The sequence below is a fragment of the Acinetobacter sp. RIT698 genome (assembly GCF_009668065.1).
In the GTDB taxonomy this organism is placed as follows: Bacteria; Pseudomonadota; Gammaproteobacteria; order Pseudomonadales; family Moraxellaceae; genus Acinetobacter; species Acinetobacter guillouiae.
This window is the reverse complement of record NZ_WJYH01000024.1, coordinates 21474-41470: the sequence shown is the minus strand read 5'-3', so window position 1 is coordinate 41470 and position 19997 is coordinate 21474. Positions and strand designations below refer to the sequence as shown.

The 19997-nt window shown below is 39.1% G+C and carries 22 protein-coding genes; 15 read left to right on the top strand and 7 right to left on the bottom strand.

Annotated features, from left to right (window positions below; translation table 11 throughout):
* Positions 1 to 61 precede the first annotated feature (61 nt).
* The gene (locus GJV03_RS12085; protein WP_154130171.1) at positions 62 to 580 is read left to right on the top strand and encodes a GNAT family N-acetyltransferase; all 519 of its coding nucleotides are present in this window, start codon (positions 62 to 64) and stop codon (positions 578 to 580) included.
* The gene (locus GJV03_RS12080; protein WP_154130170.1) at positions 580 to 1050 is read left to right on the top strand and encodes a DUF523 domain-containing protein; all 471 of its coding nucleotides are present in this window, start codon (positions 580 to 582) and stop codon (positions 1048 to 1050) included. The genes GJV03_RS12085 and GJV03_RS12080 overlap by 1 nt, the downstream gene beginning before the upstream one ends.
* Before the next feature lie 60 nt (positions 1051 to 1110).
* On the opposite strand, the gene GJV03_RS12075 is transcribed toward GJV03_RS12080, so the two are convergent.
* Both GJV03_RS12075 and pncA read right to left on the bottom strand, forming a co-directional pair.
* Positions 1111 to 2064, bottom strand: a complete 954-nt coding sequence (locus tag GJV03_RS12075) for a bile acid:sodium symporter family protein (RefSeq protein WP_105713924.1) — start codon at positions 2062 to 2064, stop codon at positions 1111 to 1113.
* A 93-nt stretch (positions 2065 to 2157) separates the two neighbouring features.
* Positions 2158 to 2793 (bottom strand): bifunctional nicotinamidase/pyrazinamidase, encoded by a 636-nt coding sequence (gene pncA / locus GJV03_RS12070; RefSeq protein WP_154130169.1) that lies wholly within the window; start codon positions 2791 to 2793, stop codon positions 2158 to 2160.
* 484 nt (positions 2794 to 3277) lie between these two features.
* Between pncA and dapA the strand changes: the two genes are divergently transcribed.
* From dapA to purC, 3 genes are read left to right on the top strand one after another with little or no spacing between them, the layout of a single operon-like run.
* Positions 3278 to 4174 carry a 4-hydroxy-tetrahydrodipicolinate synthase gene (dapA, locus tag GJV03_RS12065; protein ID WP_151956677.1) on the top strand — a complete coding sequence of 299 codons (897 nt, stop codon included), beginning with the start codon at positions 3278 to 3280 and terminating at the stop codon, positions 4172 to 4174.
* Between the two features lie 15 nt (positions 4175 to 4189).
* Positions 4190 to 4798 carry a hypothetical protein gene (locus GJV03_RS12060; protein WP_004718797.1) on the top strand — a complete coding sequence of 203 codons (609 nt, stop codon included), beginning with the start codon at positions 4190 to 4192 and terminating at the stop codon, positions 4796 to 4798.
* 37 nt (positions 4799 to 4835) lie between these two features.
* Positions 4836 to 5555 (top strand): phosphoribosylaminoimidazolesuccinocarboxamide synthase, encoded by a 720-nt coding sequence (purC, locus tag GJV03_RS12055; protein WP_004818291.1) that lies wholly within the window; start codon positions 4836 to 4838, stop codon positions 5553 to 5555.
* A 51-nt stretch (positions 5556 to 5606) separates the two neighbouring features.
* Here purC and GJV03_RS12050 read toward each other — a convergent pair whose 3' ends face one another.
* The gene (locus GJV03_RS12050) at positions 5607 to 6167 is read right to left on the bottom strand and encodes a DUF4303 domain-containing protein (RefSeq protein ID WP_016539551.1); all 561 of its coding nucleotides are present in this window, start codon (positions 6165 to 6167) and stop codon (positions 5607 to 5609) included.
* Between the two features lie 237 nt (positions 6168 to 6404).
* Between GJV03_RS12050 and GJV03_RS12045 the strand changes: the two genes are divergently transcribed.
* The 3 genes from GJV03_RS12045 (at position 6405) to GJV03_RS12035 (ending at position 10323) form a co-directional block, all read left to right on the top strand.
* Positions 6405 to 6593 carry a heavy-metal-associated domain-containing protein gene (locus GJV03_RS12045; RefSeq protein WP_004818287.1) on the top strand — a complete coding sequence of 63 codons (189 nt, stop codon included), beginning with the start codon at positions 6405 to 6407 and terminating at the stop codon, positions 6591 to 6593.
* A 426-nt stretch (positions 6594 to 7019) separates the two neighbouring features.
* Complete coding sequence (locus GJV03_RS12040; protein WP_154130168.1) at positions 7020 to 9422, top strand: TonB-dependent receptor; 2403 nt, start codon at positions 7020 to 7022, stop codon at positions 9420 to 9422.
* 520 nt (positions 9423 to 9942) lie between these two features.
* Complete coding sequence (locus tag GJV03_RS12035) at positions 9943 to 10323, top strand: hypothetical protein (RefSeq protein WP_154130167.1); 381 nt, start codon at positions 9943 to 9945, stop codon at positions 10321 to 10323.
* A 1-nt stretch (position 10324) separates the two neighbouring features.
* Here the strand turns inward: GJV03_RS12035 and GJV03_RS12030 are convergent, their stop codons facing one another.
* The 4 genes from GJV03_RS12030 to GJV03_RS12015 form a co-directional block, all read right to left on the bottom strand.
* Positions 10325 to 12673, bottom strand: a complete 2349-nt coding sequence (locus GJV03_RS12030; protein ID WP_154130166.1) for a glycerophosphodiester phosphodiesterase family protein — start codon at positions 12671 to 12673, stop codon at positions 10325 to 10327.
* A 144-nt stretch (positions 12674 to 12817) separates the two neighbouring features.
* Positions 12818 to 14092: a replication-associated recombination protein A gene (locus GJV03_RS12025; RefSeq protein ID WP_004718810.1), complete on the bottom strand. Its 1275-nt coding sequence runs from the start codon at positions 14090 to 14092 to the stop codon at positions 12818 to 12820.
* 70 nt (positions 14093 to 14162) lie between these two features.
* Positions 14163 to 15128, bottom strand: a complete 966-nt coding sequence (locus GJV03_RS12020; RefSeq protein WP_154130165.1) for an alpha/beta hydrolase-fold protein — start codon at positions 15126 to 15128, stop codon at positions 14163 to 14165.
* Positions 15129 to 15174: 46 nt separating this feature from the next.
* The gene (locus GJV03_RS12015) at positions 15175 to 15627 is read right to left on the bottom strand and encodes a YcgN family cysteine cluster protein (protein WP_154130164.1); all 453 of its coding nucleotides are present in this window, start codon (positions 15625 to 15627) and stop codon (positions 15175 to 15177) included.
* A gap of 189 nt (positions 15628 to 15816) precedes the next feature.
* On the opposite strand from GJV03_RS12015, the gene GJV03_RS12010 reads away from it, so the two are divergent.
* From GJV03_RS12010 to GJV03_RS11980, 7 genes are all read left to right on the top strand, one after another.
* On the top strand, positions 15817 to 15975 hold the full coding sequence (locus GJV03_RS12010; RefSeq protein ID WP_004718815.1) for a DUF1328 domain-containing protein: 159 nt from the start codon (positions 15817 to 15819) through the stop codon (positions 15973 to 15975).
* Positions 15976 to 16158: 183 nt separating this feature from the next.
* Positions 16159 to 16896, top strand: a complete 738-nt coding sequence (locus tag GJV03_RS12005) for a dienelactone hydrolase family protein (protein WP_154130163.1) — start codon at positions 16159 to 16161, stop codon at positions 16894 to 16896.
* 63 nt (positions 16897 to 16959) lie between these two features.
* On the top strand, positions 16960 to 17328 hold the full coding sequence (locus GJV03_RS12000; RefSeq protein WP_004718818.1) for an HIT family protein: 369 nt from the start codon (positions 16960 to 16962) through the stop codon (positions 17326 to 17328).
* A 135-nt stretch (positions 17329 to 17463) separates the two neighbouring features.
* Positions 17464 to 18498, top strand: coding sequence for an A/G-specific adenine glycosylase (gene mutY, locus GJV03_RS11995; RefSeq protein ID WP_004818258.1), 1035 nt, complete (start codon positions 17464 to 17466; stop codon positions 18496 to 18498).
* A gap of 76 nt (positions 18499 to 18574) precedes the next feature.
* Entirely contained in the window at positions 18575 to 19123 is a 549-nt protein-coding gene (locus GJV03_RS11990) for a M23 family metallopeptidase (protein WP_004718822.1), read from the top strand.
* A gap of 30 nt (positions 19124 to 19153) precedes the next feature.
* The gene (locus GJV03_RS11985; RefSeq protein ID WP_056517037.1) at positions 19154 to 19399 is read left to right on the top strand and encodes a hypothetical protein; all 246 of its coding nucleotides are present in this window, start codon (positions 19154 to 19156) and stop codon (positions 19397 to 19399) included.
* A gap of 42 nt (positions 19400 to 19441) precedes the next feature.
* Complete coding sequence (locus GJV03_RS11980) at positions 19442 to 19996, top strand: DNA-3-methyladenine glycosylase I (protein WP_151801874.1); 555 nt, start codon at positions 19442 to 19444, stop codon at positions 19994 to 19996.
* Position 19997: the final 1 nt, after the last annotated feature.

The following is a 19997-nucleotide window of genomic DNA, read 5'->3' as shown; positions in this document are numbered from 1 at the left end:
TTCATACATGATTGAATACAAATTCAAGGTATAGCAAAGCGTCATTTAATGACAAAATATAATGAAAATTTATCCAGCCACACCAATCCATCTCAAGCAACTCAATCAGCTTGCCTGCACCACATATCGCCAACATTTTGCTGATCTTTGGGCAGAACAAGGCCTACAAAGCTTTCTCAATCAAAATTTTAGTTTAGAAAATTTGTCTGAATCTCTGCGAGATCCTGATCAAATTTGGTTATTGCTTGAAAATGAACAAGCGCAAATTATTGGATATGCCAAGCTAAATCTCAATCAATATGAGCCCCATCTAGATATTATTGGTGCAGAATTACAGAAAATTTACTTGCTTGAAAATGCTGTTGGAAAAAGTTTTGCATCTGCACTCATGCAAAATGCGATTGATATTGCACGTGAACATCAACAAGCTTCTGTATTTTTAGAAATATTGAAAACTAATACGCGTGCAAAAAAATTCTATCAAAATTTTGCTTTTACAGAAAAATTAAACATCGACTTTAAAACCGATTTATATGATATTGGTATGGATTTAATGCAACTCGAATTAACCTCAAGATAATGAAAAAATATCTGATTAGTGCATGTCTTGTAGGTGAAAATGTTCGCTACGATGCCAAGAACTGCCTACAACACAAGCTTAAACAACTGCTAGACACTCAACAAGCCGTGGTGATTTGTCCTGAAGTTTCTGGTGGCTTAAGTACACCTCGACAGCCTGCTGAAATCGTAGGCGGTGATGGTTATCAAGTTTTAAAGGGACAAGCCAAAGTAAAAGATGCCAATGGTGATGATGTTTCAGCTGAATTTATTTTGGGTGCAGAAAAAACCCTAAAACTTGCCCAATACCATCAAGTTACACATATTATTTTAAAAGCCAACAGTCCTTCTTGTGGTTCACAGATGATTTATGATGGATCATTTTCAGGGCATAAAATATCAGGCAAAGGGGTTACAGCAGCCCTACTTGAACAACATGGCTTTAGTGTACTCACTGAAGATGAGTTTTTAAAACAGTTAGCGCATGAATAAGCACTATAAATAAAAAGAGAGCCAAGGCTCTCTAAATGAAAGGTAAATTTTAAAATAGTATTATTGTTTATTTTCAGCCATTTTATCTGCTTTCGCTGCCCAATAGGTGGCTAAAACAGGCCCTGAAATATTATGCCATAAACTAAAAATAGCACTTGGCACTGCGGTTATTGGAGATGCTGCAAAATGTATTGCCGCTAAGGTCACACCTAAACCAGAATTTTGCATCCCCACTTCAATCGCAACAGCTTTAGAGTCAGGATAAGATAGGTTGAATACACGACTTGCCCAATAGCCTAATAAAAAGCCTAAACCATTATGTAAAATCACCACACCCAAAATCAGCAAGCCCGATTGCAAAATTGAAGCCTTACTGGCTGCAATAATTGCTGCCACGATCACCACAATGGCAATCACAGAGATCAAAGGCATCACTTGAATATATTGCTCAGTCTTTTGTTTAAATAGACTTCTTAAAATCACGCCCAAAATAATTGGAAAAATTACCACTTTAAGAATGTCGATAAACATTGAACCCGCATCAATCGGAATCCACTGGCTGGCTAACACATAGAATATTGCAGGTGTCAAAATAGGCGCTAAAAACGTTGAAACAGATGTACATGTGACGGATAAAGCAGTATTTCCTTTGGCCATATAGGTGATGACATTGGATGCTGTCCCTCCGGGGCAACAGCCGACAAGGATTACCCCTACCGCAATTTCGGGTGGTAAATTAAAAACTTTACAGAGAAAGAAAGCCACACTGGGCATCACCACAAAATGTGCAACGACACCGATCACAACTGCTTTGGGATTTGACAAGACATTTTTAAATTCGTCCACGGTCATGGTCATGCCCATCCCCAGCATGATAATCCCTAAAACCCATGGAATATATGCTTTCATCCAGACAAATGCTGCTGGAAAACATAAGGCAATAAAGGCAAACACCACAACCCATAGAGCAAAAGTTTTTTGTACAAACTGACTAAAACGTAAAATTGCTGACATTGTCCTTACCCAAGCAGATTGAGGATTTCGGCTTATCTTAAAACAAGATGTTCTAAAGCAGTAATATTTCTCAAATGATGCAAGTCTTGATGCTTATGCTGCGTTGAAAATCTCTTTTGAGATCACGCGTTTTACACCCACAGCCAGCATTTCCTGCCATGCGTGTTGTAAAGAACCATGTAAATCAATCGCTTTGGTCGCGTCCGAAATCACGAAGGCTTTAAAGCCTAATTTGGCGGCATCCATGGCCGTCCATGCGACACAGAAGTCTGTTGCAATCCCGACAATATACACCGTATCTATACCGCGTTCTTTAAGATAGCCCGCCAAGCCTGTAGTGGTTTTATGATCGGCTTCCATAAAGGCTGAATAGCTGTCAATTTGAGAACGAAAGCCTTTGCGAATGATCAGTTGTGCGGTTGGTATGTTTAGATCAGGATGAAATTCAGCATCTTGCGTCCCTTGTACACAGTGTGATGGCCACAATACTTGCGGACCGTAATCTAAGCTGATCAGGTCATAAGCTTTACGGTTGGGATGATTCTCAACAAATGAAATATGGTTTTCAGGATGCCAATCTTGGGTCAGTACGATATTGTCAAAATGTCGTGCCAATTGATTGATGGTTGGAATGATTTGCTCAGCATGGGCAACTTCTAAATTTCCCCCTGAAGTGAAACCATTTTGTACATCAACAACGATCAAGGCGCTACGCTCAGATTGCAACATTTCCCTACCCTTATATTGGCCAAATGACTATTATTTTAATCGTAAAAATTTAAATACTCGATGACTCAACATACAATAAAAAAGCCTACATTTGCGAGCATCTTATCAAAATCAATCGTGAAATCATCTAGAACGGTTCGCTAGATTCTAAACGGTGAGACTCAGCCGCCCAATAGAAAATTGTTTTCTAGCGAAGATAGATTTTACCCTGCATTTGGATTAAAACTGCATGCCGGTCATGTTTGATAAAAAACTGAAAATTAAAAAAATTGCTTGGAAATGTGAGTGATTTGTTGCTTTTGTTAAAGAATTTCCAAGCTTTGACTAAAGCATATTGTTCTGACACGCTGAATCAGTCATAATTTGCATAAGCATTAGGCAATCTTTAAGATGATTGTTTCTCGCTCAAATCAAAATACTGCAACCATCCCAATCCTTGTTTACTCAAACGCATGTGGATGGAAAAATAGGATATTTTTTTAAAATGACTCAGCAAGCACAGACCATTCAAGGCTCAATTGTCGCAATCGTCACCCCTATGTTTGAAGATGGCAGCGTAGATTGGAAGGGTCTCGAGAAGCTCGTTGAGTGGCACATAGAACAAGGCACTAATAGTATTGTTGCTGTCGGTACAACTGGCGAAGCATCTACTCTTAGCATGGCAGAACACACAGAAGTAATTAAAGAAATTATCCGTGTTGCCAATAAACGTATTCCAATTATTGCCGGTACTGGTGCAAACTCGACACACGAAGCGATTGAACTCACCAAAGAAGCCAAACAACTCGGCGCAGATGCCGCACTTTTAGTTACCCCTTATTATAACAAACCAACGCAAGAAGGTTTATTCCAACACTATAAGGCAATTGCTGAAGCTGTTGATTTACCTATCATTCTTTACAACGTACCTGGTCGTACTGGTGTAGATCTGCACAACGACACCGCGATTCGTTTAGCAGATATTCCTCAAATCGTAGGAATTAAAGATGCGACTGGCGATGTTCCCCGTGGTAAAGAGCTGATTGATGGCTTAAAAGGCAAAAACATGGTGGTGTATTCAGGTGATGATGCGACTGCGAGTGAATTGATTCAGTTAGGCGCCCACGGCAATATTTCAGTGACAGCAAATATTGCACCAAAAATCATGAGCGAACTTTGTGCCGCTGCAATTGCAGGTGATGCTGCAACAGCGAAAAGCAAAGATGACCAAGTTGCAAAATTAAACAATATTCTATTTTGCGAATCGAACCCAATTCCAGTGAAATGGGCACTTCATGAAATGGAATTAATTGGTACTGGCATTCGCTTACCATTAACTCCCCTAGCAGAACAATACCGTGCACCACTGCGTGAAGAACTCAAAGCAGTGGGTCTCATTTAATAAGAGCTTAGTATTATGCAATTACGTTTAGGTTTAACTCTTGCCATTTCAGCTTTAAGCTTGGCGGGTTGTAGTTCCCTTGGAATCAGTAATGGTTCTTTAGATTATAAAAACACGACCACTGTAGAGCCACTTAGCTACCCTGAAGGTTCAACAGTTAGACCTGCAACGCCAATGTATCCAGCTCCTATTGTTGACCCTCTTGCACTTCAGCATGCACCAAAATTTGAAAATAAACGAGGCAACCGTTACGAGGTTCCTCGTCCAGATGTTGCTCAAATCAGTGCACCTGCTGATGAAGTTTCTGCATCAACTGAAAGTGTTGGTCGTCCTCAAATTTTAACTGATGGAAATGGCAATCCACTGATCAAAATTGATGGAAATTCTGCTACAATTTGGCAGTACGCACTTGCGACCCTCAGTAGCTTAAATCATAAGGTTATCGGCCAAAGCAAAAATGCCAATGAGGCAACTGTAAAAATCGATAATTCAACTTATGTATTGAAACTTAATTCTGTAGGTTCAAGTAACACACTTGCTGTGTTTAACGCCGATAATAGCTTTGCAGACAAAGAAAAAGCTGCAGAACTATTAACCCAGATTTACCAAAACTGGCCAGCCTAGTCGTTCTAGGCAATTTTTTTTTGCAAAAGGTTCCCCCATGTTAAAACAAACCTTGCTCTATACTGGTAAAGCGAAATCTGTTTATGAAACAGATAGCGCGGATCATCTAATTCTAGTTTTCCGTGACGATGCTTCTGCATTTAATGGCGAAAAAATAGAGCAACTAGACCGTAAAGGTAAGGTGAACAACCGTTTTAATGCCTTTATCATGGAAAAACTGGCTGCAGCTGGTATTGAAACACACTTCGAAAAACTTCTTTCTCCAACTGAAGTTTTAGTGAAAAAATTGCAAATGATCCCTGTTGAATGTGTAATGCGTAATTATGCTGCAGGTTCATTATGCCGTCGTTTGGGTGTTGAAGAAGGTTTAGAGCTTGTTCCACCAACATTTGAATTGTTCTTCAAAGATGACGCTTTAGGCGATCCTATGGTGAACGAGTCTCAAGCAATTGCATTGGGTTGGGCAAATGCTGAACAATTGGCGCAAATGAAAGAATTGACTCAAAAAGTCAATGTTGTGCTGAAAGATTTATTCGCTCAAGGCAACATGCTTCTTGTTGATTTTAAACTTGAATTTGGCGTGTTCCATGACCGTATCGTTTTGGGTGACGAATTCTCTCCAGACGGTTGCCGTCTATGGGATAAAGACACCAAGAAAAAACTCGACAAAGACCGTTTCCGTCAAGGTTTAGGTGGTGTTGTTGAAGCTTATGAAGAAGTGGCTACTCGCATTGGTGTAGATCTTTCAGATATCTAATTTTAGATACTGATTCTTCAGAAACCGAGCTTTTTAGCTCGGTTTGTTATTTTAAGATGCTGATTTTTCTAATAGGTAATCATATAAATTTTCACCAGCTTTTTTCTGAAAGCGGTTTTCAAATAAAGGCACTAAAAACTCAGGATTAATTTGTGGGAAACTAATGTCCTCAAAATCTTCATCGGATGAGTCTGCATATTGAATAATGACAATAATTTCTTCACCCTGTTGGTTTTTTAATTTTCCTTGTGTTCTTAAATCTTGTAATGCTTGAATAATGGTCTTTTGATAGTGCGCTTGCAATTCGCTATATTGCTCATCTGTATAATCCTCTCCCAAGTCCTGATACAAAGCCGTGATTGCATCGTGAACACGATTATTGGCAGTACTTGAACAACTCCATTCTGAAATCCACCATGCTTCATAGACGTCTTCAAAGGTTTTTAATTGTTCTAATGTGCATCCTACATAAAAGAAACCACAGAAATCTTCAACCATTCCCAAACCAATAGCACATAAATGCTGATCTTGTGTAAGCTGCTGAATCTCAGCGAAAGCATCTTGAATGTCTTGGTAAATCACTGAATATAAATGGTCTTTGTTCATCATCATGTTCTTATCATTCACAATTTCAATGCAGAGTTTACTATCAAAGCATAAATTCTGTATATAAACCATTCGCCTATGTTGGCATTTAGCATTCGTAAAAAATTCAGCAATCGATGGCTTAAAAATACTGTAAATTATTTTTGAAAAAGCGTTGCGATGAAACTTTAAACATTAAAACTTGACCTTACAATTATGGTAAGGTTTATCTTAAGTTTAAGTCTTCTTAGAGCAGGGTGAGATATGGAATTTTATATTGAAAATATGACCTGTGGTGGTTGTGCACGTGGTGTAACCAAAGCAATTCAATCTGTAGATGAAAATGCTAAGGTGATTGCCGATCCACCAAGTCACAGTGTTAAAGTTGAAACAACAGCAACACAGCAACAAGTGGTTGATGCTTTATCAGAAGCGGGCTTTCCTCCACGCTAAGCTGATTGGATAAGGTGAAAAGGGCTATCAATTTAAGGTAGCCCTTTTGCATTAAAGCAAATATAAACTGATCAAACTGGGCTCTGTCATGGGATTTATTCGTCTGTATAGCATTGATCAAACCCAGCTTTTGCTGATGTAAATTGTTGATCATCACTATATTTCATCAACTTAATTCAATATCATCGCCTCATCACTGAGCCAATCAAAATCATACGCTTTATCAATAATTTCAAAAGATTGTGTATCAAACTTCCCATAAAACATCGCATGATAAAATCTAGATTTCTAAACTGAGAACACTTTAAATAACCATACACTTTGCAGATTTTATTCTATTTATATTTTTAAAAGTTGTTTTCTAAATAATCTCAAGCTCACTATGATCACAACAAACCGTTACAAAAAGAGCTACAAAATAGAGTTATGCGTACATTATCAAAACGATATTCATTAAGCCTGACCGCCAGCTTAGTTTTTACATTTCTGTATCCACATGCATACGCTGCGGAACAGATTCCAGCCACCCAAGAAGTTAAAAAACTTGATACCATTGTTGTCACAGGTACACGTTCGCTAAAACGTTCTAAAACAGATTCCTTACAACCGATTGATGTGATTAGTGCAGCGGAATTGACAGAACGTACAGGTTCAAGTGAGTTAGGTACGGCGCTGGCTAAAATTATCCCCTCGATTAACTTTCCTCGTCCAACCGTTGTCGATGGAACAGAACTCGTTCGCCCAGTGCAACTAAAAGGGCTTTCTCCTGATCAAGTTTTGGTTTTAGTGAATGGCAAACGTCGCCATACAGGGGCATTTATTAACCTTGGGGGCACCATTGGACGCGGTTCAGCACCGACCGATTTAAATGCCATTCCGATTTCTGCCATCAGCCGTATTGAAGTACTTAGAGAAGGTGCGTCTGCTCGCTATGGTTCAGATGCAATTGCTGGTGTCGTCAACATTATCTTAAAGTCTGATCCTAAAACAGGTGATGCAGGTATTCGCTACGGTATTTATGACAAAGGTGATGGTGAACAAAAACAATCCTATGTTTCGGGCGGTACTCAACTGGGCAATTATGGTTATGCCATTTTTTCTGGTGAATGGCAGGACAATGAAGCAACCAATCGCGCAGGTTTAGACCTTCGTGATCCAAACGCCACTACATACGGACAAAGAACTTTTCGTTTTGGTGATCCAAAATCAGATGAAGTAAAAGCTTCTGTTAATGCTGGTTTTGACCTTAGTGATACTGTTGAATTATATGGTTTTTCAACCTATAGCCATCGTAATGCAGAAACTGCTGGGTTCTATCGTTTGAGTAATGCCTCGAACAATGTACCTGCATTATTTCCAAATGGTTATTTACCGCTGATTCGCGGTCAATTAGATGACTTTAGTGCCGTTGCAGGCTTACGTGGGGAAGTCGCAGATTGGCGCTATGATGTTTCAGCCAATTATGGCTTAAACCAATATGATGTAAATACAAAAACCATCAATGTCGATCTATACAAAGATACAGGTTCAACACCAAATTCATTCCATAATGGACAGTTAAAGAATACTCAAGCTGTTTATAATATTGATCTGTCAAAAGAATTTGAGATCTCTGCTTTTGCAAGTCCATTAAATGTCGCGTTTGGTGCTCAGTATTTAAATCAACAATATCAAATCAAAGCAGGCAATCCTGCCTCTTATTATAAAAGTGGTTCTTCAGGTTTATCAGGCTTTCGTCAAGCAGATGCCGGGAAATGGACACGTGACAGTTATGCTGGATATCTTGATTTAGAAACAGATATTACCCAAAAACTTTCAGCATCTACAGCCTATCGTTATGAGAAATATGATGACTTTGGGGACACCAATAATGCATCTCTTTCATTACGTTATAAACTTTTACCTCAAGTTGCGGTACGTGGCTCAGTTTCTACAGGCTTTCGCGCACCGAGTCTGGCACAACAATATTTCACCCAAACTTCTTCGCAATTGGTCAATGGACAGTTTGTTGAGGCTGGAACATTTCCAAGTTCTTCACAAGTTGCACAATTGCTCGGCGCAGAAGACTTAAAAGCTGAAAAATCAAAGAACTATAGCCTTGGCTTGGTATTTACCCCGACTAAAAACCTATATGTGACTTTGGATGCCTACCAAATTGATATTGATGACCGCATTAGCTTATCTTCAAATATCAATGCCAGCAGCCCCGCTGTTCGCGCTTATTTGGTATCTAAAGGGATTACCGATACCAATTTCAGCACGGTTCGTTTCTTTAATAATGCCAGTAATACCCGCACTCGTGGTGTAGATTTAGTTGCCAATTACCAATGGCAAAACCTGCCTTATGGCGAGTTAACCACATCTTTGGCATATAATTTTAATCGCAATAAAGTCACCGATGTCGATAAAAACCCTGAGATTTTAAATGCCTTGGGTGTCAACCTCACCCGTTTAGACCGTCGTGAACAATATGGTCTATTGGCAGGAAGCACGCCTGAACATAAGTTCAGTTTAGCCAATGATTATAAAATTGGAAATTTTGGTATCAATACCAATATCACGCGTTATGGTAGCTTCGAAACTTACAGCAACTCAGGTGCTGCCAGTGATCAGAAATTTTCTGCAAAATGGCTATTGGATTTAGCACTGACATACCAATTAAACAATTGGAAATTTACTGTTGGGGGGGACAACATTACCAATGTTTATCCTGATAAAGATGTTTATGACATCAACAAACCTACAGGCGGAAGTTTACAATACAGCCAGTTCTCACCGTTTGGCTTTAATGGTGCGTTCTATTACGGCAAAATTAATTATAAGTGGTAGGCTTTAAAGTTAACCAAGGGCTTCAAACCGAGTTGAATGACTCGGTTTTTATGCTTATCGTTATTGGGTATATCCCCAACTTGTTCAGAAACACATACACTAGAATATAATTTTTCTTCATTCATAATTTTAATTAAATCAATTCAATAGGCAAATAGGTTGTTTGATTTTAAAAACATTCATTGTACATTTTGCTTTGAAAGTTTAAATCAATTTGCGTAGACTCTACCTAACTTTTCAGAGATGAACAGAGACAAGTTACAAAATCTCCTGTTGGATGAGCGAGTATCGGTAAGCTTGGATTGCTGATGAACTTTTTTTAAGAAACTTATATACTCAAAACAAACGATATTCAGATTTAATCCAACATGATAAAAACAATTTATGCTGTCATTTTATTCTTGATCATTTTAAATCCTGCACAGGCGGAAGAGTTAAGCTGTCAGCAAGATTATCCTAAATTATTGCGCCAGACTTAGATCAATTAGGACAAGATTTAAAGAAAAATGATTATTCATTTATGCAAGAAAAAACCCATCCATCTCTGATCAACTATGTTGGTGGTGCAGAAGCTTATCAACAGCTGCTTAAATACGTTCAAAATCTGCTTGCCAAATCTCGGGTAGAAATTGTCAATGTACAATCAAAGCCGCCACTTTATAGCTATATCGTAGATCGTGAAGAAATTTGCTTTGTACCCAAAACCATCACCATGAAAGTTGCGGGTCAAATTCAAGCAGCATCGCCCTCATTTATGGTCGCCATTCGTTCACTACAATCACATCAATGGACCTATCTGGACGGTGAAGGACTAAAGAATAATCCTCAGATGCTGTTTACACTTTTTCCAAATTTCCCCAAAGATGTGGAACTTCCATTTCAAACAGATGCCATAAAATAAGCTATTGGATGATGACTTTTATAGGGGCTGAAAAGATTTGATAGAAGTTTTGTGCATCGATCTGATATTTATAACCTGCCAAAACATATGCAGTGCCCTTTTCAGAGAAACTCAACTGACCATTTTTAATCTCATGTTTTGCAGAACCTGATAAAACGACAAAATTAATGAGTTGTTGATTGAGCTTCACGCCATCTTGCTGAACCAATTGCGCATTGAGTAATACCGGCTGTTCAGCTTTTACTTTGATATTCTTGGGTGCTTGAATATCAACGATGTATTTCGAATAAAGTTGCGCAGAATTGGTGGTTATCCCGTAGGTTCCTGCAATATATAATTTTTTAAATGTTTCATCATTCAATGCCCAAGGCCAAAAACTGATTCCACGGTGCTTGGTTGTTTCTAAAAGATTGATCAAATCAGCACGATAAGCTGGGTTATACGCTGAATTATATTTCTGAACATCGGCATTGATTTGTTTGGCGGCAATTAAAGTATTGCGGCTATTGGGCATACTTCCAACCAATAAACCTCGTGGTATCTCAGACAATTGTGACTGTGCACGCGCAACTTGATCTGCATTAAATGAGGTCGTGACGACTTGATTTTCGACTTGGTACTTTTTAATTTCATCCTGCATTTTTGCAACCAATGCTGGATTGGCACTTTTCATTTCGATCATCAATACAAAGTTTGGATTGTGCTTAAATGTAGTGAAATATTCTGCAAGGGTCGGTATTGGATAAGCTTTGTTTTTAGATTTTAATTGCTGAACCTGCGCAAGGCTCATTTCTTCAATTTTACCTGTTGAACGCGTAGTGCGATCCACTGTTGCATCATGCATCACCACAAGATGCTGGTCTTTGGTTAAATAAATATCGTTTTCAACAATATCTGCTCCCAAAGCAACTGCATGTTTTGCGCTTTCTAAGGTATTTTCATCTTCTAAACTGGGTACACCACGATGCCCAATAATAAAGGGTTTACGCAATAAAGTATTTTTTGGAAATTGTTTTAAGACACTGGCAAATAGCGTACTTTGCGTTGTAATAATCCCATTCACACCTGAAGTCAAAATACTGGCGACATCCTGCGGATCATGTGCTGGGGTATCAACCCACACTGTCATTAAATGACGTTGAATAAAGCTAACACTCGGTTTGTTGGCAAGGCTATGCGGAAGAACCACGATGCGTGCATAGGCCTGATTAGTACGACGCATAATTTCAGAAAGACTTGCATGACTCTCCTTTAAATTTTCGCGACTTAAATCTAATGCTGTGCGAAGCGTAGGTACAATTTGATGCGCAGACTTGAGTAAATCATCACTTTTGGACAATACAGTAATATCACTAATATCATGAGATTTAGAGAGTAATTTTAAGGCTTCAATGCTTTTGGGATCTTTGATTTCTAAAACAGGAATGGTATTGCGCTGTGGATTGGATAAATATTGTTGTAATGTTTCAACCACCTGCCCTGTCTGATCAAGCAAGTTTAAATTGGCATCTAATTGATAATATAACTGATTGGTGGAATTTAATGGACTGCTGGTAGTTTTAACTTTTTGAATCAGCGTCGGTGCCAAACCAACATTAGTTTGAATTTCTTGCACTTGAGTGACTTTATTGGCTAAGTCTGGCAACGCACTGGTTTGTTCAGAGACTTGAATATTTTTAACTTTTAAGACTAGGCCTGTTGCTGAAAGCCCGATGCCACCTTTGGCAGATCCTTGGTCAAGTTCTACATCTTGCATCAACTGATGATTTAAATAATGCTGTACGCGTTGTCCAGAGACCACAATGCTGGCTTTATACCATTGATTTGCTTTGATGTTCTCCGAAAACGCTTTCGTTTCAGAGACCTCCCACTGCCCGTTACTTTTATGCCGACCAAACTCCGTACCATTTTTTGCAGTGGTGTCTGTTCTGAGGGTAAATTGATAATAACTGCTTGGAATCACCCCCTGAGTTTCTGTGACATCATAAATCACACTGCCCCAACGTGAGTTATTGACAGCTTGGTCTAAAGTAAATTCGAGATCAATGCGATAGTTTTGTTGTTTTTCAAGATTTTGTGGTAATAAAATTGAGGTCGGACTGACTGAGTTTGCTCGACCATCAACATGAAGTATTCCATTTTCAACATAGACGTTGCCGGCATTGTTGCCAGGAATACGCCAGCCTTGAGGAATTGTTTTTTGCTGAACAAAACTTTGTTGATAAAGTGTTTTAAGCTGTTGCGAAGCAAGTTTAGGCTGATTTTGGGTCGAAATTTTACTTGCTAGTTCAGCATGGCTCAACATCGGCAAAGAAATTAAAATAGCAAAAGATAAAACGGATAATTTCATAAAATTTCTAAACCATTTAGAAGCACTTTGATCAAGCGTATTTCTAAAATGATGCCAGCCTAATTTAAATTTTGCCGATATTTTAAACCTTTATATAAAATAGAACATCTATTTAAAAGATGCCTAAGCAAATAAACTTCACAACTACTGTTGCTGCTGTTCTTGTTGCCAACGACGTTGCTGTAAACGCTCACCTTCAACTTCACGCTTATTACGAGCAGACTCATATAATTTTGTGCCTTTCAATTCAGGTGGTAAATATTCCTGTAGCACAAAATTTTCAGGGTAGTTATGAGGATAAAGATAATCCACACCATAGCCTTGTTGTTTCATGAGCTTGGTCGGTGCATTACGTAAATGGAGTGGTACAGGTAGGTTGGACGTTTTTTCTGCAAGTTCTAAGGCTTTATTGATCGCCAAATAAGTGCTGTTACTCTTTGCACTGGTTGCCAGATAAACTGCGCATTGGCCTAAAATAATTCGACACTCAGGCATGCCTATCGCTTGAACCGAGCGGAAACATTCGCCCGCTAAAAGCAAGGCATTTGGATTTGAGTTACCAATATCTTCTGAAGCAGCGATCAACATACGACGAGCGATAAAAACCGGATCTTCACCGCCTTTAAGCATACGTGCCATCCAATACAACGTTGCATCAGGATCACTACCTCGAATAGATTTAATAAACGCAGACACAAGATCATAATGTTGCTCACCTGATTTGTCATAGCGTGCAATATTCTGTTGCGCAACTTTGACCACAATCGCATTGGTCACAATATTTTCAATATCAGACTCAAAGGTACTGGCAATTAAATCGATTAAATTAAGTGCCTTACGTGCATCACCCGCAGCAAACTGAACCAATGCATCAAATTCTTCAATCTGGATATGGCGGTCTTTTAAAAATTTATCTTGTTGAATCGCGCGTAAAATGAGTTCTTGAATCGCCTCATTACTTAATCCATTTAAGGTATACACCTGACAACGAGACAGCAAAGCACTGTTGACTTCAAATGAAGGGTTTTCAGTGGTCGCACCGATCAGGGTAATTTTGCCTTTTTCAACCGCATTCAATAAAGCATCTTGTTGCGACTTATTAAAACGATGAATTTCATCAATAAACACCACCGGTGTTAATAAATCACCACTGTCAGCAATCACCTCACGGAGCTCTTTTACCCCTGTATTTAAGGCAGATAAGCTAATAAATGTACGATCGACTGCTTGAGCCAATAACAATGCGATGGTGGTTTTTCCAACACCAGGCGGCCCCCAAAAAATAATCGAGGGTAAATGCCCTTGATCAATCATTTGACGGAGTGGTGCTGCGACACCGAGTAAATGATCTTGCCCAATAATTTCAGACAAATCACGTGGACGTAAACGTTCTGGAAGCGGAATTTGAGTGTCTGACATACTGCTTTTTTAATTGATGAATGCTGTCCTTAGTCTACTATGGAAAATCATCAATATTGCACTTTCAGCTTTAAAATAATCGATTCTGCAAAACATCCATTAACGAGGCCTGAAATACTTGACCATGACTAAGATGTGGATAAAGCATTAATTTGCCATCTACGCCTTTACTGGCCAAATCTAAAACCAATTGACGGTTATTTTGAATCATGTCCCGATCTGCATTTGGGCTGATTGGTCCAGTTGTAGACTGAATGATGTCACCTTCCATCACCCATAATTTTTTATTTTTTAATTGCTCAGGCGGGGCTTTTTCAACGGCTTTGAGTAATCGAGAATCTGCCCATGTGAGAGATGGACTGGCTGAAAAATAGTGTGAAAACTTATTATCTGTGCTTTGACTATTTAAAAGGGTATCTAAAACAAATAAACCAGCATAAGAATGTCCCCATAATGCGGTACGTTGCTTATCCAGTTTTACTTGCGTATTGACCCACGGCATAATTTTTTCAAACAGCACCTGTCTAAATTGTGCACTTCCCCCTGCCATACGTTCAGGATTGCGTGGGTCAGCCGACACTTTCCCAGATTCATCGGCAGGTGTGTAGTCTACAGACCGTGAAGCGGACTCAAACGGTAACTGGGTTTGATAGCCTATAGCCACCAACACGGGGCTGTCTTGTTCGGATAGTTTTTTTAACAGTGACTCATCTAAACGCGCCATAGCAGAGTTGCCATCTAACATATAAACAGCAGGTAAGATCTTATTTTTATTGATATGTTTAGGAATGCCGACCCAAACTTTATAATGCCGTTGTTGATCTGCGGATTGAAAATTTTTTATTTGGAATTGATAATAACTGGAGCCTTGCTCCGCAATATTTGGCCCTAAAGCTTGCAAATCTGGTTTTGCATAAACATTGCAGTGAATACCGAAACTCAGGCTGATTGCACATAAACAGAATGTACTTTTTTTGAATAACCAAGATAAAGCAAACATTTTAAAACACATCAAACTGAAGAGTTTGCCTATCATATTACTATTTGATAATGATTATCAATTCATAATTGATTCAAATGATTTACCGCACCCATCTTACAATGTATTCATCGATTTCTTCTTCATTGACTTCTGTTTCGGAGATACAACGCCCAGCAGCAGATTTTCTGGCTTTAATCACATTGCTTCTTGAGCCTGTGATCAGATAGTGCCATGCCGGTAAATTTTTACCTTCATTCACCCGACGATAAGCACAACTTGAAGGTAACCAATGAATATTGGCTAATTTTTCAGGGCTTAATTGAATACAGTCGGGTACATAATCTAAACGATTAGGATAGTCAGAACATTGTGCTGTTTCACAATCGAGGAGTTTACAAGACACTTTGGTATAGGCTATTTCATGTGTGTCATCATCTTCTAATTTCACCAAACAGCACAGCCCACAACCATCGCACAACGCTTCCCACTCGGTCGGATTTAACTCAGACAGTGTATAATTCTTCCAAAACTGGGGGCGGATCTCAAAGGTCATGGCATAACATTAAAGTCATTTAAGGCGAAATAATTATATCAGTATATAAGCAGAAATTAGAAAATTTAAAACAGAACAAACCTTTACATATTGCTTTATTAATCACACTTTTTAAACACAACTTCACAAGTCCCTCAGATTTTTCTGCCTATACTGAAAATACATAACAAAAATATGGAGATGAATCTTATGTTTCGTTGGGCAATTATTTTCGCTGTGATCGCCTTAATCGCAAGTTTATTTGGTTTTGGTGGTGTTGCGGGAATGTCTAAAGACTTCGCAGTCATTCTTCTCGTTGTCGCGGTAATCCTCGCGATTGTTGGTTTTATTTCGAGGGGAAAAGTTTAGCTTTTCCTGATCAATTTTCATAAAAGAGAAGAACCTTGGTTCTTCTCTTTTTCATTTGAAAACGATCTTTTTCATTCATAAATTTTCACATTTCTATTGTAAATATTCGAAATTTAGTCATTTGAATCTTATATATTTATGCTTTAATCAATCTCATTCTCGCCGATACACAAGGATTAACAGATGACTCTTGCAATCAAAACTCGTGAAATTCAATATCAAGCAAAAGATGGAACAACTTTAATCGGTTATTTTGCTGCACCTGAATCCGCACAACCAGTTGCAGGTGTGATTGTTGGTCCAGAATGGTGGGGTCGAAATGAGTATTCTGAACAACGTGCTCGAGAGTTGGCACAACATGGTTTTGCTGCGCTGGCAATTGATATGTATGGCGATAAAAAAACCACGGCTGTTGCGACTCAAGCCCATGAGTGGATGATGCAAACCTTCCAACATGAGCAAACCATTGTTGAGCGTTCAGCCGCGGCTTTGGCTGCTTTAGCAGCACAACCAGAAGTCGATGCAACGCGTTTGGCTGCGATTGGATTCTGTTATGGTGGTAAAGTGATATTAGATTTGGCACGCTCAGGTGCTGACTTAAAAACTGCGATTACTTTCCATGCAAATTTATCTGCGCAAAAAGCAGCGGAAGCAGAAAAATTTAAAGCGCAAGTTTTAGTGCTACATGGTGAAAAAGACAGCATGGTGTCTTTGGCAGATGTCGAATCGTTTAAACAAGAAATGCAGCATGCTCAGGTAAAATCTGAAGTGATCATCCTGAAAGATGCTAAACATGGCTTTAGTAACCCACAAGCAGATGAAAAAGCAAAAGCCAATGGCGTAGATCTAGGTTATAACGCCGAAGCAGAAAAAGCAGGATTAGCAGCAATGTATGATTTATTAGATCGCACCTTGGCTTAACCTACTCTGGCTTAATTAAAATATGTTCTACGTTGATTAAGACAACAAAACGAGGGATTAGAAATGACTGAAAAAGTATGTCCTTATTGTGACTTTGAAGAATTTGATATCATTGATAAAAATGAATTTGGTGCAATTTTGCCTGAACATAACCCTTTGTCTAAAGGTCATTCAGTGATTATTCCTTTGCGCCATATTGCTTCTTTTTTTGAGGTTTCAGAGAAAGAACGTAAAAGCCTTTCCTCTTTATTGGAACTGGCACGTAACGAGCTTAAGATTCGCCATCAACCTGAAGGTTTCCATATCGCCTTTAATGATGGTCATGTGTTTGGTGAAGATCAAAGTGAACATTTCCATATTCACATTATCCCACGTTATAAAAACGAACCGCTTAAACTGGATAAGCGTTGGGGTATCATCAACGAAAACTAAGTTGTGGCTATAAACGCTTTTGAAAAGACGCTTTGGCGTCTTTTTTTATGCAAATTGCTGCTCAAGTTTAAGATAATTTTCCGCAATAAATTTATCTTGGTTATACTGAGCATCCAATTTTTACGCTAGATTGTTATGTCGCAATTTTCATTTTCAGATGCGCTATTGACTTGGTTTGATCAACACGGGCGCCATGATTTACCGTGGCAAGTGGCTGATGATCCATACAAAGTTTGGGTGTCTGAGATTATGTTGCAACAAACCCAAGTCAAAACTGTACTGCAATATTTTGATAAATTTATCCAACGCTTTCCGACTGTCGATGATTTGGGTAAAGCCTCATGGGATGATGTTGCCCCCTATTGGGCAGGATTAGGCTACTACGCCCGTGCACGCAATTTGCATAAAGCAGCAGGCGTGGTCAGCCAACAAGGGCATTTCCCACAAAGCTTAGAACAATGGGTGGAACTTTCAGGTATTGGTCGCTCTACTGGTGGCGCACTGATGTCGCTTGGCTTACGCCAATATGGCGTCATTATGGATGGCAATGTAAAACGTGTTTTGGCCCGTTTCTTTGCCATTGAAGATGACCTGAGTAAACCCATCCATGAACGAGCCATGTGGCAACTGGCGGAAAGTTTATGCCCAACTGAACGCAACCATGACTATACCCAAGCAATTATGGATTTGGGTGCAACCATTTGCACGCCTAAAAAGCCACTCTGCTTATACTGCCCTATGCAACAACATTGCCAAGCCCATCAACAAGGGCTAGAAACTGAACTGCCTTATAAGAAAGCTAAAAAGCCTGTTCCCGTTAGAACAGCCACAGTGTTATTAATTGAGTCAGATCAACAATGGTTATGGGAGCAGCGTCCTAACAGTGGTTTATGGGGAGGCTTATGGAGTTTACCGATTTTTGAAAATGAGCTCGCGTTTCAACAGCTTTGTCAAAGTCTAAAACTTATTTCAACTGTTGAACCTGTCCAAATCTCGCATAGCTTTACCCATTTCACATGGATTTTAAATGCGCATATTGTTCGAGTTGAATCAGACCAAAAAGAATATCTTCAGGCTGAACTTGGGGGCGAATGGTTAACACCACAAAAAGCTACACAAATGGGCATCCCTACAGCCATGAAAAAATTGATCTCAGCAGTAAAAATATGACATAGTCAGACACGGGTATTCTAAGCATATTTCAATTTTAATTTGCCCTTTTGAAACTTGAAAAAAAGGATTTCTCGTGTCACGTAGCATCCAATATTGCTTGATGGCCTTGCTTGCCATTATTTTAACTGCATGTACTACTGCACCTAAAAAGCCAAGCTCATCTAAGCCACAGCTTCCACAAGCTCAAATTAACCGCCTAAAAGCAATGTCAATGCCAACCCGATTGGCAATTCCTGTAGATGGAGTAAAACCACAAAACCTCACAGATACTTGGGGTGCATCTCGCAGTGCTGGGCGAGCACATGAAGGAATTGACATCATGGCTTCACGTGGAACCAAAGTTTATAGTAGTACTGAAGGTGTGATTGCCAGCTTAAAGAGCAATAATCTGGGGGGTAAAGTGATTTGGCTCATCGGACCAGGTGGTGTTTATCACTATTATGCTCATCTAAACGATCACAAACGTGGTCTACAAGAAGGCGATTACGTTAAAAAAGGTCAGTTAATCGGCTATGTGGGCAATACTGGAAATGCACGACATACTGCACCGCATTTGCACTATGGACTATACTTAAGAGGTAAAGGCCAAGGTGCAGTCAACCCCTACCCTTATTTACGTTAATTTTAGATTGAATCAATTTAGGAATATTCCATGTCAGAAGCATTGCTTGAGCGTTTAGTTGAATTTGCAGAATCAGGCAATCAACAAAAAATTGCCCTCAATGGACAAAATCATCAAGGCTGGATTATGGAAATCACCGATGAAGCATTAATGATCAGTACTGGCTTTGCAGACAAAGCGGGTAAAGATATTTGGGTAAATTTTAAAGATTTACAACATGCGCAACTTTCCTATTGGGACAACAAACAAGATCAGTGGGTCGAATTTAAACTTTAGAGAATTAAAACTTAAATCAATCAGAACAATGGTAGATCTTTTATGACAAATAAACGCTGTGGTTGGTGTTCAGATGATCCTATTTATATTGAATATCATGATCAAGAGTGGGGTAAATCCAATCGAGATGAACAGCATTTATTTGAAATGCTTTGCCTAGAGGGGCAACAAGCAGGTTTATCTTGGATTACTGTTTTAAAAAAGCGTGAAAGCTACCGCGCCCAATTTTTTAACCACCCGATTCAAACCATCGCCAATTTTACTGAACAAGAGCTTGCACTAAAATGTCAGGATGCTGGGCTGATTCGCCATATCGGGAAATTAACGGCAATTCGTGACAATGCCATTGCATGGCAAAACATGAAAGCTCAAGACATCGATATGGTGAACTGGTTATGGGATTTCGTCGACCAGCAAGTACAACTCAATGATGTCCCTGATTATAAATTAGCACCGGCACAAACCGAAACCAGTCAAAAGCTTTCCAAAGCGTTAAAAAAGAATGGTTTTAAATTTGTTGGTCCAACCACTTGCTATGCCTTTATGCAAGCAGTGGGTATGGTCAATGACCATGAAAATGATTGTATATCCCGCTAAA

Bases quoted from the DNA above. Each gene is read 5' to 3' on its own strand.
- dapA (WP_151956677.1), top strand. From the start codon at position 3,278: ATGACTCAGCAAGCACAGACCATTCAAGGCTCAATTGTCGCAATCGTC.
- GJV03_RS12080 (WP_154130170.1), top strand. From the start codon at position 580: ATGAAAAAATATCTGATTAGTGCATGTCTTGTAGGTGAAAATGTTCGC.
- GJV03_RS12000 (WP_004718818.1), top strand. From the start codon at position 16,960: ATGACTGAAAAAGTATGTCCTTATTGTGACTTTGAAGAATTTGATATC.
- GJV03_RS11980 (WP_151801874.1), top strand. From the start codon at position 19,442: ATGACAAATAAACGCTGTGGTTGGTGTTCAGATGATCCTATTTATATT.
- GJV03_RS12045 (WP_004818287.1), top strand. From the start codon at position 6,405: ATGGAATTTTATATTGAAAATATGACCTGTGGTGGTTGTGCACGTGGT.
- pncA (WP_154130169.1), bottom strand. From the start codon at position 2,793: ATGTTGCAATCTGAGCGTAGCGCCTTGATCGTTGTTGATGTACAAAAT.
- GJV03_RS12085 (WP_154130171.1), top strand. From the start codon at position 62: ATGAAAATTTATCCAGCCACACCAATCCATCTCAAGCAACTCAATCAG.
- GJV03_RS12030 (WP_154130166.1), bottom strand. From the start codon at position 12,673: ATGAAATTATCCGTTTTATCTTTTGCTATTTTAATTTCTTTGCCGATG.
- GJV03_RS12035 (WP_154130167.1), top strand. From the start codon at position 9,943: ATGCAAGAAAAAACCCATCCATCTCTGATCAACTATGTTGGTGGTGCA.
- purC (WP_004818291.1), top strand. From the start codon at position 4,836: ATGTTAAAACAAACCTTGCTCTATACTGGTAAAGCGAAATCTGTTTAT.
- GJV03_RS12075 (WP_105713924.1), bottom strand. From the start codon at position 2,064: ATGTCAGCAATTTTACGTTTTAGTCAGTTTGTACAAAAAACTTTTGCT.
- GJV03_RS12015 (WP_154130164.1), bottom strand. From the start codon at position 15,627: ATGACCTTTGAGATCCGCCCCCAGTTTTGGAAGAATTATACACTGTCT.
- GJV03_RS12025 (WP_004718810.1), bottom strand. From the start codon at position 14,092: ATGTCAGACACTCAAATTCCGCTTCCAGAACGTTTACGTCCACGTGAT.
- GJV03_RS11985 (WP_056517037.1), top strand. From the start codon at position 19,154: ATGTCAGAAGCATTGCTTGAGCGTTTAGTTGAATTTGCAGAATCAGGC.
- GJV03_RS12005 (WP_154130163.1), top strand. From the start codon at position 16,159: ATGACTCTTGCAATCAAAACTCGTGAAATTCAATATCAAGCAAAAGAT.
- GJV03_RS12020 (WP_154130165.1), bottom strand. From the start codon at position 15,128: ATGATAGGCAAACTCTTCAGTTTGATGTGTTTTAAAATGTTTGCTTTA.
- GJV03_RS12050 (WP_016539551.1), bottom strand. From the start codon at position 6,167: ATGATGATGAACAAAGACCATTTATATTCAGTGATTTACCAAGACATT.
- GJV03_RS12010 (WP_004718815.1), top strand. From the start codon at position 15,817: ATGTTTCGTTGGGCAATTATTTTCGCTGTGATCGCCTTAATCGCAAGT.
- GJV03_RS12060 (WP_004718797.1), top strand. From the start codon at position 4,190: ATGCAATTACGTTTAGGTTTAACTCTTGCCATTTCAGCTTTAAGCTTG.
- GJV03_RS12040 (WP_154130168.1), top strand. From the start codon at position 7,020: ATGCGTACATTATCAAAACGATATTCATTAAGCCTGACCGCCAGCTTA.
- mutY (WP_004818258.1), top strand. From the start codon at position 17,464: ATGTCGCAATTTTCATTTTCAGATGCGCTATTGACTTGGTTTGATCAA.